Below are 15,242 nucleotides of genomic sequence, written 5' to 3'. Positions count from 1 at the left end.
CGGGTAGTGAATCTGCGACGTCTCGGGATACGGCCGGATCTGGCCTATCAATGGGGCATGAGCAGTAGAGCATACTGGCGTATTGCTGGTTCCCCTGTGCTTCAACGGGCACTACCCAACCAATACTGGGTAGATATTGGCCTCATTCTCTTTCGCGATGCATGGGATCGCTTTCAACGACCTAGCGAACCGCCGTATGCGAGGCCCGCACGTACGGTGGTGTGAGAGGAGGGGCGGGAAACCCGCCCCTCCTACTCGATTGCCCGCGGTGAGTCGACAATGGGGTTGAATTTGGTGTCAGCATCCGTGCGGGCCAATCAGTTGAACTCTCACTGCAGTTGTCATCATTCTGAAGGCCGTGGCGTCACTCTAGTGGGAGGGTTCCCGGCCGTGGCAGATCGCGTTACGAGCACGGTGATCTATGTGCTGCGGCCCCGCCATAGAGGGAATCTCAGCGGTTTAGCCATATGATGGACTAATTAGTGTGAAAGCGCGATACTCAACTTATGATGATGTATCAACACTGACAGCATCAGCTAGTCATCGACATAGGAGCACGCGGGACATGAGCGAATCAAATCAGCTGGGAAAACCCACAGGAGCGTTCATTGGCGCATCGTGGATCGCGTTGGGGCTGGGAATGGGGGTCTACTTCGTAGGCCTCTGGAACGCCAAGATGGAGCTTAATGAGAAGGGCTTCTATCTCACCGTTTTTCTGTTTGGGCTCTTCGCCGCGGTATCCCTGCAGAAAGCCGTCCGGGATAGGGCTGAAGAAATTCCCGTGACGTCCATTTACATGGGTATCTCTTGGTTTGCGCTGCTGGCCTCGCTCCTATTGCTTGCCATTGGCCTCTGGAACGCCAACCTGCTGTTATCGGAGAAGGGCTTCTATGGCATCGGATTCGCAATGAGTCTGTTCGCGGTCGTGGCGGTGCAGAAAAACATCCGTGACCTTGCCGCTCACCGGGCTGTCTATCCCGAGCAGGCTCCGAAGCCGGGCAACAGATTCCTTGAAAACCTAGAGCAGTAAAGAGAATCAACCAAAAGACGAAACGAACGTAGTCGCACAAGTAACAATGGTGTGGAATTGATACCGTGAAGTCTATGGAACAGGAAAATACCCACGCGCATCAAAGTGCCGCGGCAGCCGAATTCGTTCGTGATGCCGCGGCTATTGTGCGTCCGGGGAAAATCATCGGTCCGCGCGATTCCGGCGACGCCTGGGTTGAGGGCGAGGCTGGGAAATTCTGGGGCACGTTTGGCTCCGCGGGTCTTTTAGTGTTCGACGCCGAACGTGGAGTCTTGCTGCAACACCGAGCAATCTGGTCTCACCACGGCGGCACGTGGGGCCTTCCCGGGGGAGCGCTTCACGAAGGTGAAAGTGCCGTAGATGGTGCACTGCGCGAATCCTGGGAAGAGGCAGGGGTGCCACGGGAGAATGTGGAACTGCTCTTCACCTCGGTCTACGACGTTGGCTACTGGCGCTACACCACCGTGGCAGTCAACGCGACGGATCCGTTCGAGGCCGTCATTAGTGACCCTGAGAGCCTTGCCTTGGAATGGGTCATGCCCGACGACGTAGCTCAACGTCCGCTGCACCCAGGCTTCGCTGCCGCATGGACTGAGCTCCGGCGCCGTTTGTTGGCATGAATTCTTAGGAGAGGCCATGACTGAAAATTCACCCACCCCGCCACTTGCTCCGGTGTGGCTACGGCGCCACAAGGACGTGGTGGCCGCAGCATTGGACGCGCAGACATTCTCTTCGCAGGTGTCCGCGCACTTGAATGTACCCTACGGCATGGACGGTGAGGAGCACACCCGTTACCGTGCCGTGGTGGATAAGTACATGAGCCCCCAGCGTTCGGCAGAACTGGAACCCATGTGCCGCGCGGTGGCTGTAGAGCTCATCGAGGACATTGCGGACGGCGAGAGCGTGGAGGTGGTGGGCGGATTTGGCCGCAGGTTCGCCGTCCGCGCGCAAAGCCGATGGTTGGGCTGGCCGGCCGCTTTGGAAGAACCGCTGCTGCAGTGGATGTCTGACAATCACGATGCCACCCGTTCGGGCGACCTAGCCCAGACCACTGAAATTGCCCGGCGTTTCGATACGATCATCACCGACCTGGTCAACACGCGTCGCATGGGACGGATTGGTGGACGCGGTACCGCACTTGATCCCACAGATGAGCTCGCCCATGATTTTGTGGGTAACGTTCCGTTGTTGGCTACCGAGATTGTCAGCATCCTGCGCAACTGGACCGCGGGGGATCTGGGGACTATTTCCCGGTGCGTGGGCACTGTGGTGAACCATCTGGCAGAACATCCAGATCTGCAGGATGAGTTACGCAACCGGCTCGATGACCACGCGTTTATTGATGCAGCCATCGATGAGATGCTGCGCATCGATAACCCTTTCCTCTCCAACCGGCGCAAAACCACCAGTGATGTCACTGTGGGCGAACACCATCTGGCACAGGGGCAGCGCGTGTACCTGGATTGGGTCTTGGCCAACCGGGATCCTGAGGTTTTCGGTGACCCGGATGAGTATCGGCCAGAAGAGAATGCGTCCAAGAACCTGGTGTACGGCGTAGGCAAACATGTCTGCCCTGGCCGCGATTTATCCACCATGGAACTGCGCGCCGCCACCACTGAACTCTTGGCGCGGACCACGGCCATTGTGCCCGCGCCGGGAGCCGAGAATACTCGCGAAACCGCCCCGCTGGCAGGATTCCGCAGCGTCAACGTGATCGTCCACAAAAAGTAGAGTGCCGGGCCGCGGACCCCTCGCAGGCGAGCGGCGGCTACAACCCCAAGATCTCGATGGTCTGTTGCCGCATGTCCATTTTGCGTACTTTGCCGGTGACGGTCATGGGGAATTCGTTCACGGCCAGCACATAGCGCGGGACCTTGTGGCGGGATAGGTGGCCGTCGCAGTAGGCGGCGATGGCTGCGGCATCCAGAGGTGTGGCTCCGGGCTTCATGAGGAGCCAAGCGCACAGTTCTTCACCGTAACGCTCATCGGGTACGCCGATCACCTGAACATCGGCAATATCGGGGTGTTTGTACAAGAACTCTTCGATCTCGCGCGGGTACAGGTTTTCTCCGCCACGGATCACCATATCCTTGATGCGCCCCACAATGTTGACGTAACCATCGGGATACATGACAGCCAGATCGCCGGTGTGCATCCACTGCTCTGGATCAATCGCTGCGGCACTCTTCTCTGGATCTTTCCAATAGCCCAGCATCACCGAATAGCCGCGCGTGCAGAACTCACCCGGGGTTCCGCGCGGGACGGTCTCACCCGTGGAGGGGTCCACGATTTTGATCTCAAGGTGAGGGTGCACCCGGCCAACGGTCTCGGTCCGGTGGGCCACGTCGTCGTCCATGAGAGTCTGCATCGACACCGGCGAGGTCTCCGTCATGCCGTAAGCGATGGAGACGCCCTCCATGTGCATCTCATTGATGCAGCGCTTCATGACTTCCACCGGGCAGGGCGAGCCGGCCATAATGCCGGTGCGCAGGGTGGAGAGATCGTAGCTGGAGAAATTGGCTAGGTTCTGTTGGGCAATGAACATGGTGGGCACCCCGTACAGGGCGGTGCAGCGCTCCTCCTGCACGGCGAGTAATGTGGCCGCAGGATCGAAGGCCGCTGCCGGAATGATGATCGCTGCACCGTGGGTGGTGGCGCCTAGATTGCCCATGACCATGCCGAAGCAGTGGTAGAAAGGTACCGGAACGCATAGCCTGTCATGCTCTGTGAAGCCGATGGTTTCGGTGACGAAGAAGCCGTTATTCAGGATGTTCCGGTGGCTCAGCGTGGCGCCTTTGGGGTAGCCGGTGGTGCCGGAGGTGTACTGAATATTGATGGGATCGCTAGGTTCCAGCGTTGCCATGGCACGTTCGACGGCGTCTGCTGGCTGTGCTTCTCCGCCTGCCACGAGCGCATCCCACGATGGCGTGCCGATGTAGATGGCAGTCGTTAGCGCAGGGCTCTCTGGCAGGATCTGGTCCACCATGGCCTGATAATCGGTTCCCTTGGATTCGGGCAGAGCCACAATCATGGCCATGCCCGATTGCTGAACGGCATATCTCAACTCATGAACCCGATAGGACGGGTTAACGTTGACCAGGATGGCACCAATCTTGGCGGTTGCGTACTGCAGCAGCACCCACTCGGGCACATTGGGCGCCCAAATGCCTACGCGATCTCCCTTGGTCAGGCCGGCGGCGAGCAGGCCGCGGGCTAGGGCATCGACGTCGTGGTTTAGCGTTGCGTAGCTCCAGCGGCGGCCGGAGGGCCTGTCGATCAGAGCATCCCGGTCTGGGAATCTCAGCGCAACTTTCTGAAAGTTCTCACCAATAGTTTCCTCAAGCAGAGCTGTGGTGGTGGAGCCGGACGTCTGGGAGTCATGAACTTCTGTGGTCATATGACGATGCTAGTACGGGCTTGAGTTAATGTGCGCTAACTCACATAATATTTCTAGGTGTGGTTTTACAGACGGCCATCATGGAGTTTCTCGGGCAAGAAGCCGCGGCCCACCACGCGGGCCGTGATGGGTTGGACGGCCTTAGCTGCCAGAGTGGCCAGACGTGCCTGCCATGGACGCAGTGGTGTGTCCGAGTGTTCCATGGCGAGCGGACTGTGGACACGCTGCTGCAGTGGCTGCATTAGCCGCACTGGACGGTGACGCCGGCGCTGGAGCTGTGAAGCGGCGGCATCCGTAGCTGATCCTGCCAGCAGGGGAGGGGCCAGCAGTCTGGCTGCGGCAACGGCGTCCTGCGCGGCATAGTTCACTCCCACGCCGAAGACGGGGCTCATGGCGTGCGCCGCTCCGGCCTGGGAACAGCTCCATGCCTGCGCTTCATGATCGCCCTCTGTGACGATCGCATAGATGAGTCTTGTCACTTGGCGACGTGCGGCTTAGCGGGCTGAATCACAATGAGATAAGGTAAGGCTAATACCGCAGAATTCTGTGGCTATATTATCTTCTTCCCGGGGGTACGTCACACTCATGATGGATGGCATTGTTTCTCTTCCTTTTGTGTGGGCTTTCCTGATCCTGTTCGTCATTGTGATGTTGCGTTCCAATGGCACCTACTGGGCCGGTCGCGGTCTTGCAGCCGGCGGTCGCAAGACCAAATTGCAAAAACACTTAGACTCTCCCTCTGCCCAGCGAGCAGAAAAAATCATTGCCCGTTGGGGCGCACCCGCCGTCAGCGTCAGCTTTTTGACCATTGGTATCCAGACAGCCATCAACATGTCAGCCGGTCTAGGCCGCATGCCGTTGCGCCGCTATATCCCCGCAACAGTGGTTGGTTCCATTGCCTGGGCTTGCATTTACGCCACGATTGGCTTGGCCGCATTTGACGCAGCCATTGCTGCGGCTGCGGGTTCGCCGCTGGCCATCGTGGGGCTGGTACTGGCCGTTGGGGCTGTGATTCTTGGAGTTCACCTTTACCGCGTCTCACGTACCCGCAAACTGGATAAGAGCGCCATGGAAGACTGCCCCGTCATGGGCATGGAAATCAGCGATCCCAAAGCGGCCGAGGCCTAACGCTCTCAGCTAACGCCGGCTAACACCGACTAACGCCGGTATCGCTTACGGTTGTTGGGCGGCTTACGGAACCCTCCCGCGGTGAATTGCAGCACGCGCGGTGGCTGGCGGTAGAGTCGTTGCCATGGAGGACACCACAACACTTACTGCCGTCGAAGCCACCTCGTACTATCGCCATCTCGGCGGGAATCGTTATGAGTCAACGGCTCATACCCAAGGTGCTTGGAATCCCCATGAGCAGCACATGGCACCCGTGGCCGGCATAATGGTCCACGCATTGGAGCAGTTCCAGCATCGCGCAGACATGCGCCTGGTGCGGATTAACTTTGACATCCTCGGGCTCATTCCAGCTGGCGAATTCACCCTTGAAACCACACTGCTGCGCCCAGGTAAGACCATTGAACTCCTGCAGGTGGAGTTACTGGCACAGGGCCGGGCGGCAGTACGCGCCACGGCCTGGCGCCTGCAAAAAAATGACACCACCGCAGTTGAAGCTTATGAGGACGAACCCCTCGGCAGCGTGGAAGATGCACTTCCCTGGGACGGGATGAGCACCTGGCCCGGCGGTTTCATCAAGACGCTCGAAGGCCGCTCGCTGCCCGACCACCGCCCCGGACATGGCCGTGCCTGGTTGCACAGTCCCTACACCATGCTCGACGGCGGAGAGCACTCCTCGGCGCTGGTTCGTCTGCTGGGTCTGGCCGACAGTGCTAACGGTGTGGCTGCTCGGATGAATCCGGAACCGGGCGGCTGGATGTACCCCAATGTGGACCTTTCCATCCATCTCTACCGTGAGCCGGTGGGCGAATGGCTGGGTTTGGCCACTCACGTCACGATCGGTTCCGATGGTGTAGGGCTGACATCGTCAGTGCTTCACGATATTACTGGGCCCTTTGGGCGTTCCGAACAGATCCTGACGGTCCGGCCCGTCCCACACGCACAGTGAGTACTTTGCTGGCACCAGTTTTGGAAGTGCACCGTCAGCTGGCCAACCGCGGTGCTGACGTAGACCTCAACTATGCCTTGGAACTTTTGAATGAGGTCAAAACCGAGGCCAGAGAAGCCATGCTGCGCTTTTACCGGCCCGAACCTACTGTGGCCTTTGGGCAACGTGACGCCAAACTGCCGGGTTTTCCGGCTGCCGAAGAAGCGGCGCGCAAAAATGGCTTCCTGCCGGTAGTGCGCAAAGCCGGTGGCCGGGCTGCCGCCTATCATCAAGGCACCTTGGTGGTGGATCACATTCAACGTGAGGATGATGCCATCCTGGGCGCCAAGGCCCGCTTTGCCTTTTTTGCTGAGCTGTTCACCCAGGCCCTGACATCACTGGGCGTCGACGCTGGTGTGGGAGAGATCCCGGGCGAATATTGCCCAGGAGAATTTAGCGTTTACGGGCGCGGAACGGCCCACAGTATCAAGCTCGTCGGCACCGCTCAGCGAGTTGTGGCTGGTGCCTGGCTGTTCAGCTCGGTCATCGTTGTCGAGAACTCAGCGCCTATTCGTGCAGTCTTGACCGATACCTATGCGGCGCTGAGTCTAGATTGGGATCCGGCAACGGCCGGGGCCGCCGATGACCTGCGCCCGGGGCTGACGGTGGACGACGTAGAAGCGGCAGTCCTGGCAGCGTACGCGCAGCACGCCGAACTTGTTCACCGCTAAGTTGATCCGGACTTCATAAACGAAACCGCCCCCGCCCCCAGATCCGCGCCCGTTCTACGGACAGTGGATATGGGGGACGGGGGCGGAAGTCACGTTAGGGCGTGGTTCTTATACCTCGGCAGCCAAGACTCCCGGCGCTTCGGCGGCAATGGTGGTTGAATCTCCGTGTCCGGTGTTGACCACTGTTTCGCCCGGCAGCGTCAGCAGCCGTTGCGTGATGGAGGCAACGATCGTGGGGAAGTCGCTGTAGGAGCGGCCTGTGGCGCCAGGGCCACCGTTGAACAAGGTGTCTCCGGAGAAAACGGTGCCTAGATCCGCAGCGTAGAAGCATGTTGATCCGGGGGAGTGCCCTGGGGTGTGCAGTGCTGTCAGGGAGGTTCCGGCAATCTCGAAACGCTCACCGTCAACAATGGTGCCATCCGGTGTAGTTCCCGGGTAGATGTCTTCCCAGAGCATCTGATCGGCGGCGTTCATCAGCACCGGCGCGCCCACCAAGGTGGCGAACTCGCGGGCGTAGCGGATGTGATCGTCGTGTCCGTGCGTCAGCAGTACGGCTTTGACCGTGCGGGTACCCACAGCGGCGGCGATAGCAGCGGCGTCGTGCGCGGGATCAATCACAAAAACAGCACTGTCGTCACCAACGATCCAGACGTTGTTATCCACATCCCACGTTCCGCCATCTAGCGAGAACGTTCCGGAGGTCACGAGATTTTCAATCCGCGCGCTCATGCGAATTCCACCACCGATCGCAGGACTGAGCCTTCACCCATCTTGGCGAACGCATCTTCAATGTCGTTGATGGTGATCCGTTCGCTGACAAACGCATCAAGATCCAGCTTGCCCTGCTTGTAAAGCTCCACGAGCATGGGGAAATCGCGCGAGGGTAGGCAATCGCCGTACCAGGATGACTTCAGCGAGCCGCCGCGACCAAACACGTCCAGCAGCGGAAGTTCCAGCGTCATCTCAGGTGTGGGTACGCCTACCAGAACCACGGTGCCGGCCAGATCGCGGGCGTAGAAAGCCTGCTTGTAGGTCTCGGGACGTCCGACGGCGTCAATCACCACATCTGCCCCGAATCCGCCGGTGTGGCTCTGAATAGCGAGAACCGCATCTTCGGTGGAGGCATCCACGGTGTGAGTTGCGCCCAGGGCTAGTGCTGCTGCAAGCTTCTTGGGATCGCGGTCCACGGCGATGACGGTGGTGGCCCCGGCCAGGGCTGCACCGGCAATTGCTGCGGCGCCAACGCCGCCACAGCCGATCACAGCGACGGTGTCACCGCGCTTGACGCCACCGGTGTTGATGGCAGCACCAATGCCGGCCATGACGCCGCAGCCGAGCAGGCCCACAGCGGAGGGGTCCACATCGGCGTCGACCTTGGTGCACTGGCCTGCGGCGACGAGGGTCTTTTCAATGAACGCGCCAATGCCCAGTGCAGGGGAGAGGACAGTGCCATCTTCGAGTGTCATCTTCTGTGTGGCGTTGGCGGTGTTGAAGCAGTACTGGGCTTGGCCCTTGGCGCAGGCGCGGCAGTTGCCGCACACGGCACGCCAGTTCAAGATGACCCGGTCCCCTGGAACGACGTTGGTGACGCCCTCGCCGACGGCACTGACAACGCCGGTGGCCTCGTGGCCCAGCAGGAACGGGAAGTCATCATTGATGGCACCCTGCTTGTAGTGCAGGTCTGTGTGGCAAACGCCACTTGTCAAGATGTCAACCAGTGCCTCGCCCGGGCCCGGATCCGGGACCAGAATGGTTTCTATGGTGACGGGTGCGTTCTTGCTTAGCACCACTGCGCCCTTGACCTTGTGAACAGTTTTGTTAACCATGAGAGCTCCTTAAGCGCTGTGTTCCGTCTCGGGAACATCCATTGGGGTTGCTGAAAGACTACACGGATATAGTGCCTAACGAGTCTCTGCAAGGTAGTCGCCGCTGAGGACTCGGCAGGTTGGCCCGGGCAGCTAGAAAGCGACGGCAGGATGGTGGCGTCCAGACAACCTGCCTTGCCGAACGTGGCTAGACGCCCAGCTTGGCCATGACATCTTTCAGTGAGGGGTTGGTGGCTGCGGAGCCGTCCGGGAACAGGACCGTGGGCACAGTCTGGTTACCGTTGTTCAGGCTTTCCACGAGCTCGGCCGTCCCGGGTACATCTTCAATGTTGATCTCCGTGTAGCCGACACCTTCGGCATCCAGCTGCTTCTTCAGGCGTTTGCAGTAGCCACACCAGGTGGTGGAGAACATGGTGATGGTGCCGGCGTCGGGGGTGAAATCCACGGTGGATGCTCCTTGAGGAAAAAATTTACGGTTGGTATCTGTGACAACGCTACCGGGCGCAGGGGATATTCCTAGGACAGCTATGCCCGGTAGGGGAAAGCTGTGCCACCATGGATGACATGTGTGGACGTTATGTCATGGCCCGGGCTGTGGGAGACCTAGTCGCGGAGTTGGAAGCAGAAGCCGAGGCCTCGCTGGAATTACGAGCCTCTTTCAACGTTGCCCCCACCACTGATGTGCCCATTGTGCTGGAGCGCCTCATTGAGGGCGCTGTGCACCGGCAGGTGCATGTGGCTAAGTGGGGGCTGGTCCCTGGCTGGGCCAAGGATCCTGCCGTGGGGGTGCGTGCCTTCAACGCCCGCAGTGAGACCGTCCAGGAAAAGCCCACGTTCCGTGCGGCTATCAAGGCACGGCGCTGTGGGGTTCCTGTGCAGGGCTATTACGAATGGAAGAAGTCCCCGGACGGCAAGAGTAAACAGCCGTACTTTGTTCACTCTGCGGATGGCTCCCTGATTGTTTTTGCCGGCCTGTATGAGTGGTGGAAGGACCCATCCAAAGCTGAGGGTGCGCTCGATCAGTGGCTGTTGAGCACCACCATCCTCACCATGGCATCCCCGCCCGAAGGAGAGCTGGCCACCCTGCATGATCGTCTACCAGTGCCGCTAAGCACGGAGGCGTTGGCGAAATGGCTGGATCCAGCCAACAATGCTCCCGGCGTGGTGCTGGAGGGTGCGCTCGCAGAAGCGTGGCCGCTGGCCGCTGATTGGGTGCTTGATCCGGTCAGCGCTGCGGTTGGCAATGTACGCAACAATGGCCCCGAACTTATCGAGGCCATTGCGTTGTAGTGCTTTACCGTTGTCGCCGATCCCCGCTGCTTCCCGCCGCTAAAGGGTGACGGTACCGGCGCTATCCACGGATCAGCCTATGATCGCGCTCTGTGAGATGAAACTCCCGTGATCGCGTAAAATCCCTGTCATCTAAGGTCATGAAGTCCGTGTGCTGCTGCGTGGAAGTTCCAGGGAGGCCCCGCAGAAGCCTACTTAGTCGTCATCTTCGGGGGACCAGCGGCGGAAGTCTAGCGAGAGGTACAGGGCTAGGGCTGCAGAGTTGTTGGCTTCAACGCGCAGGGCAACGTCCTTGTGACCATTGTTGAACAGAGTGTCCAGTGTGGCCAAGACCAAATCCTCAGCTAAGCCACGACGGCGGTGCTCGCGGTCGGTGATCAGCTCGATGATGAAGGGAGCATCCGGGGTGTCATTTCCCAGGGCATGCTCAACGACCAGTACGGCGGCGACAATTTTTCCGTCGTCGTCCAGGGCTACATGTGAGGCTTCGGGAAGGAATTGGCCGTATTTACCGGCGTACGATGCCTTCATGTCAGCCAAGGCGGCTTCCAGTGACTCTGCAGCGGATCCTGCGTCATAAGCGCTGAAATAGAGCTCACCGAGGCGGGTGATGTCGGTTTCCTGAACTGTGCGGGACGTAATTTTGAGATCCCGTTCAAGTGGTGTGGTTTTGGCTATGAGGGTGACCATGTCAGTCATGGAACGCTCCTTTAAGTTGTTGTGGCGCCTGCCGGCATGGGCTCAGTCGGTAGCCATAAGCCCATGCTAGACGCAAGATGTGTTGTCAGCCATCTAGCTAGATAACGTTTTGTGCACTCGTTTGGTGTCCGCGCTGGTACTTCTTCCCAAGGTGGCGGATGGGTGTCGCGTGAAATTGAGCGTACACTTAAATTCATTCGAAGATATGTACTAATAAAATTGTGTCTACCCAGAACGTATCTCATGGTTGTCCTTGCCGGGTGGAGATTGGAGTACGCACATGGGCACCTTTACTGAGGCCGTCACCATGGAATGCTCCCCTGACGGGGATCCAGTGCGGATGTGGTGGCGCGGGCGCTGCCACGAGATTGTTGCCAAACCCCAGAGCTGGTATCAGCGCCGCCCTTGGTGGCAGGACCATACGAGTCTGCGCCCGGGTGAAGGGGTGGGCTATGTGGACACTCAAATCTGGCGATTGCAGGTGGTTCGTGAAGGCGAACCCGGTATCTTGACACTAGATGTGGTGTTGTACCGGCCCAGCCTGCGCTGGCGTGTCATCAAAGTTCATACACGGGTGGAGCCGGAGCCTGAACCCGAGCCCTTAGAGACTGACGCAGTAGAGGCCGACGCAGTAGAGATAAACACTGCGGAGGGTGAAGATAGTGCGTAATTTCATTCACCTTCATGTCGCCACGGCTTTCAGTGCTCATTATGGGGTGTCCTGGCCCGATGATCTGGCCCAGGTGGCTGCCGCTGACGGCGCCGATGCCCTCGCCATTACCGATAGGGATGGGCTGTATGGGGCGGTTAAGCATGTCAAGGCGTGTATGGCTGCCGGTATTGATCCGATCATCGGGGTTGACCTAGCTGTTGTTGAAGAAGGGGAGCGCGGCCCGGCAGTTGCCGGGCGGGTTGTGGTGTTGGCCCACGGCGGGGCCGCAGGGCATCCGGGAGCTGGTTATGGGGCTCTGTGCCGGCTGATCTCGCTTGCCCACCACCAGCCCAAGATGCCTGTAGGGCTGTCCTTAGAGCAGCTGGCTCAGGGCGTTCTTGACCCGGCGACCGGACACCCAGTGCTGACCGTTTTGCTCGGCCCGCATTCGCCTGTGGGCCGAGCCATGGAGAGCCGAAAATATCTACTGCCCCGCAGCAAATTCAAGCAGTGGCGCGAAGCCATGCCCGTGGGCTCCCTCGTGGCGGAAATAGCCAGCCACCTCAACACCCCTGGGGCGCCTTTGAGCACTACCCATGCGGTGCGCATGGTGAAGTTGGCGCAAGAGTTTGATGTTCCTGCGGTCTTGAGTAACGCCGTTCGCTATGGCGGGCCGGAGGACGCGCCGGTGGCCGACGTGCTCGATGCTGCCAGAAACATTGCCCCCTTGGGTCAACTGGAGGACCTGCAGCCCACGGGGCAGGCGTGGTTGAAAAGCTCCGCTCAGATGGAGAAAGTGGTCCGGGACATTGCGGACTACGGTGGCTACGGTAACTCTGGGCTGAATCAGTTGTGGACTAACACGGCGCAACTGGCGGATAAGTGCCGGCTCGATCCGCAAAAAGATCTGGGCTGGAAACAGCCACGCACACCGGAAAGCGATGTGCTTGGTCTTAGTCAACCTGCCGGCAAGGAATTGCAGCAGCGCACGGAGTCGGCTCTGCTCGAACGCTTTTCCGGGCTTTCGGCCAGCAATCTGGAAAAGGCCAAGGATAGATTGTCGGTAGAGCTGGACACTATCTCTGAGCTGGGCTTTGAATCGTATTTTCTCACCGTGGCTGAGGTATCGGAGATGATCCGCACCATGGGGGTGCGCCGAGCCGCACGAGGTTCCGGTGCATCGTCGTTAGTTAATTACTTGCTGGGGATCAGCGCGGTGGACCCCCTGGCCAATGACCTCCTCTTTGAGAGGTTCCTCTCCAGTGACAGGGCAACCCTGCCCGATATTGACTTGGACGTGGAAAGTGCGCAGCGGCACAACGTCTACAGGGCCATCTTTGAGCGCTTCGGGCCCAAACGGGTGACCCTGATGAGTATGCAAAACAGTTACCGGGCGCGGGGCGCCGTGCGGGATGCGGGCTTGGCATTAGGTGTGGAGAAGGGTGAGATTGACCAGATTGCCAAACAGCTGTGGCGGTTCTCGGCTGGCTCCTTCCGGGAGGCCCTAGAGGAAAAGCCGGAACTGCGTGAGCTGGCCGCCCATATACGCCAGTCCCGTTTTGTCACTGAGAGTCAGGAAGGCCCCGCACCCCAGCTGGACCTTCTGGTAGACATCACTCAACGTCTGGATAGCTTGCCCCGGCACATCTCCATGCATCCGTGCGGCGTGATCCTGGGTGATTCCAGCCTGCTGGACCGCACCCCCGTGCAACCCAGCGGAATGGGCCTGCCCATGAGCCAGTTCGATAAGCACGACATGGACGCCATGGGTATGCTCAAGCTCGATGTCTTAGGCGTGCGTATGCAGAGCGCCATGGCCCACGCTGTGCGGGAGATCATCAAGCTACACCCCTCACGGGAATCTGTAGCCGCCAGCGGCGGTCACGCTGGTGATGCGCCGTTCATAGGAGAGGGCGGTGCCATTGATCTTGACGCCGTACCGCTCGACGACGAACCCACCTTTGAGCTGATCCGTAGCACTCACACGCTGGGGTGCTTCCAGATCGAATCGCCGGGGCAGCGGGAGCTAATAGGCAAGATGGCTCCCACCGAGTTCAGTGATCTTGTCATCGACATTTCCCTCTTCCGCCCCGGGCCCATGCAATCCAACATGGTTAAGCCCTTTCTGGAAAGCCGAGCCGGGTTCGCCACGCCATACTACGCCCACGTGGACCTCATACCCGCCCTTGAAGAAACGCACGGGGTGACGGTGTTCCATGAACAAGTGCTGCGAACCTTGCACATCATGACCGGTTGCACTCTCTCCCGTGCCGACGAGTTCCGTCGCGGGCTGGGGAATCCCGCCGTCGAACCTGTTGTGGAGCAGTACTTCAGAGACAAAGCCGCCGCTCAGGGATACAGCACCGCCGTCATCCAGGAAGTCTGGGGGACCTTGGCCGCCTTTGGCAGCTTCGGCTTCTGCAAAGCCCATGGTGCCGCCTTTGCCGTACCCACCTATCAATCGGCCTGGCTCAAGGCTCACCATCCGGCAGAGTTCATGGCCGGACTCTGGGAGCACGATCCGGGCATGTACCCGCGCCGCCTACTCGTCGCCGAAGCTCGACGCATGGGCATCCCCATCCTGCCGCTGGACATCAACGCCAGCGCCGGCGAATACCACGCCGAACGCACCGGCACGGGGGAGACCGGAGTGCGGCTGAGTCTGGCCGGGGTATATGGACTTTCCGCCACAGAACTGAAACGAATCGTGGCCGGCCAGCCCTACAACTCCCTCGCAGAACTGCGGGACCGGGCCAGACTCAGCCGGCCAATCCTGAAACGTTTGGCACAGCTGGGCGCCCTAGACTCACTACACCGCCAAGCCAAGAAGCGTACGGGTAACACCGCCAATCGTGCAGACCTGGTAGCCCACGTCAATAGTCTGCCGGCGCACCATGGGAGTAAACGCAAAGAACCCATCGCCGGGCAACTCTCGCTACCCATGGATGATGTAGAACTGGGTGCGCTCGCAGCCGAGTACCCCGAGCCCGGGTTGGCCGAAACCGTGGGGACGGAGCTGGACCTGCTGTCCCTTGATGTAAGCGGCCACCTCATGGAAAGCTATGGGCCCCTGCTGGACCGCCTGGGTGTGCGCCGGGCGCAGGAGCTTCTGGGGCTGCGCAACAACAGCGAAGTATTGGTGGCGGGGGTGCGGGTGGCTACTCAAACTCCGCCCATGAAAAGTGGAAAACGGGTGGTTTTCATCAGCATTGATGACGGCACCGGATGCGTGGACAGCACCTTCTTTACCGAGGCGCAGGAGAAGTCCGGGCCATTACTCTTTGGCACCCGAATGCTGTTGATCCGTGGGGTGACCCGGCGCACCGGCCCCCGCGGCATCACAATCCAGGCGTTGGAGGCGTGGGACCTGCAGGACACCGCCTCGCTGCCGCTGCCGCGCGTGCCCCTGGGGGCCGGCTAGCCACCCGGACGAAAATCATGAAATAAATTGGCGTCAGCACTGATGCCAAGCACCGCCGGGAGATGCATACTGAGGTAAGAATCAAGTTCTCAACCCTTCTCCGGTGCTGGCGGAGACTCCTATTAGCCGTAACTGACGGACCT

15 protein-coding genes are annotated in these 15,242 nt (G+C 59.8%); 9 read left to right on the top strand and 6 right to left on the bottom strand.

Annotation, left to right across the window (positions count from 1 at the left end):
- Nucleotides 1-565: 565 nt before the first annotated feature.
- The 3 genes from yiaA (at nt 566) to ACX80D_RS07320 (ending at nt 2,761) form a co-directional block, all read left to right on the top strand.
- The gene (gene yiaA, locus ACX80D_RS07330) at nt 566-1,030 is read left to right on the top strand and encodes an inner membrane protein YiaA (protein ID WP_459321984.1); all 465 of its coding nucleotides are present in this window, start codon (nt 566-568) and stop codon (nt 1,028-1,030) included.
- Nucleotides 1,031-1,104: 74 nt separating this feature from the next.
- Nucleotides 1,105-1,650, top strand: coding sequence for an NUDIX domain-containing protein (locus tag ACX80D_RS07325; protein WP_459321983.1), 546 nt, complete (start codon nt 1,105-1,107; stop codon nt 1,648-1,650).
- Between the two features lie 16 nt (nt 1,651-1,666).
- Entirely contained in the window at nt 1,667-2,761 is a 1,095-nt protein-coding gene (locus ACX80D_RS07320) for a cytochrome P450 (RefSeq protein WP_459321982.1), read from the top strand.
- 37 nt (nt 2,762-2,798) lie between these two features.
- Here the strand turns inward: ACX80D_RS07320 and ACX80D_RS07315 are convergent, their stop codons facing one another.
- Complete coding sequence (locus ACX80D_RS07315; RefSeq protein WP_459321981.1) at nt 2,799-4,427, bottom strand: AMP-binding protein; 1,629 nt, start codon at nt 4,425-4,427, stop codon at nt 2,799-2,801.
- Between the two features lie 65 nt (nt 4,428-4,492).
- Nucleotides 4,493-4,906 (bottom strand): FAD-dependent monooxygenase, encoded by a 414-nt coding sequence (locus ACX80D_RS07310; protein ID WP_459321980.1) that lies wholly within the window; start codon nt 4,904-4,906, stop codon nt 4,493-4,495.
- Between the two features lie 67 nt (nt 4,907-4,973).
- Between ACX80D_RS07310 and ACX80D_RS07305 the strand changes: the two genes are divergently transcribed.
- From ACX80D_RS07305 to ACX80D_RS07295, 3 genes are all read left to right on the top strand, one after another.
- Nucleotides 4,974-5,555, top strand: a complete 582-nt coding sequence (locus ACX80D_RS07305; RefSeq protein ID WP_459321979.1) for a DedA family protein — start codon at nt 4,974-4,976, stop codon at nt 5,553-5,555.
- 124 nt (nt 5,556-5,679) lie between these two features.
- The gene (locus ACX80D_RS07300) at nt 5,680-6,501 is read left to right on the top strand and encodes a thioesterase family protein (protein ID WP_459321978.1); all 822 of its coding nucleotides are present in this window, start codon (nt 5,680-5,682) and stop codon (nt 6,499-6,501) included.
- Entirely contained in the window at nt 6,498-7,211 is a 714-nt protein-coding gene (locus ACX80D_RS07295; RefSeq protein ID WP_459321977.1) for a lipoate--protein ligase family protein, read from the top strand. The genes ACX80D_RS07300 and ACX80D_RS07295 overlap by 4 nt, the downstream gene beginning before the upstream one ends.
- Nucleotides 7,212-7,319: 108 nt before the next feature.
- Here the strand turns inward: ACX80D_RS07295 and ACX80D_RS07290 are convergent, their stop codons facing one another.
- The 3 genes from ACX80D_RS07290 to ACX80D_RS07280 all read right to left on the bottom strand — a co-directional run bounded on the left by ACX80D_RS07290 (nt 7,320) and on the right by ACX80D_RS07280 (nt 9,482).
- A complete protein-coding gene (locus ACX80D_RS07290) occupies nt 7,320-7,940 on the bottom strand; it encodes an MBL fold metallo-hydrolase (RefSeq protein WP_459321976.1) in 621 nt (206 codons plus the stop codon).
- Nucleotides 7,937-9,037: an S-(hydroxymethyl)mycothiol dehydrogenase gene (locus ACX80D_RS07285; protein WP_459321975.1), complete on the bottom strand. Its 1,101-nt coding sequence runs from the start codon at nt 9,035-9,037 to the stop codon at nt 7,937-7,939. Before ACX80D_RS07285 ends, ACX80D_RS07290 begins: the two co-directional genes overlap by 4 nt.
- A gap of 187 nt (nt 9,038-9,224) precedes the next feature.
- Nucleotides 9,225-9,482, bottom strand: coding sequence for a mycoredoxin (locus ACX80D_RS07280; protein ID WP_459321974.1), 258 nt, complete (start codon nt 9,480-9,482; stop codon nt 9,225-9,227).
- Nucleotides 9,483-9,601: 119 nt separating this feature from the next.
- Between ACX80D_RS07280 and ACX80D_RS07275 the strand changes: the two genes are divergently transcribed.
- Entirely contained in the window at nt 9,602-10,327 is a 726-nt protein-coding gene (locus tag ACX80D_RS07275) for an SOS response-associated peptidase (protein WP_459321995.1), read from the top strand.
- 195 nt (nt 10,328-10,522) lie between these two features.
- On the opposite strand, the gene ACX80D_RS07270 is transcribed toward ACX80D_RS07275, so the two are convergent.
- A complete protein-coding gene (locus ACX80D_RS07270; RefSeq protein WP_459321973.1) occupies nt 10,523-11,026 on the bottom strand; it encodes a GNAT family N-acetyltransferase in 504 nt (167 codons plus the stop codon).
- 280 nt (nt 11,027-11,306) lie between these two features.
- On the opposite strand from ACX80D_RS07270, the gene ACX80D_RS07265 reads away from it, so the two are divergent.
- Nucleotides 11,307-11,696, top strand: coding sequence for a hypothetical protein (locus tag ACX80D_RS07265; protein ID WP_459321972.1), 390 nt, complete (start codon nt 11,307-11,309; stop codon nt 11,694-11,696).
- Nucleotides 11,689-15,099 (top strand): DNA polymerase III subunit alpha, encoded by a 3,411-nt coding sequence (locus ACX80D_RS07260; protein ID WP_459321971.1) that lies wholly within the window; start codon nt 11,689-11,691, stop codon nt 15,097-15,099. The genes ACX80D_RS07265 and ACX80D_RS07260 overlap by 8 nt, the downstream gene beginning before the upstream one ends.
- The last annotated feature ends 143 nt before the right edge of the window (nt 15,100-15,242 follow it).

The sequence above is a fragment of the Arthrobacter sp. Sr24 genome (assembly GCF_054511175.1).
Note: the sequence above shows the minus strand (reverse complement) of the source record. Positions and strands in the feature narration are given on the sequence as shown.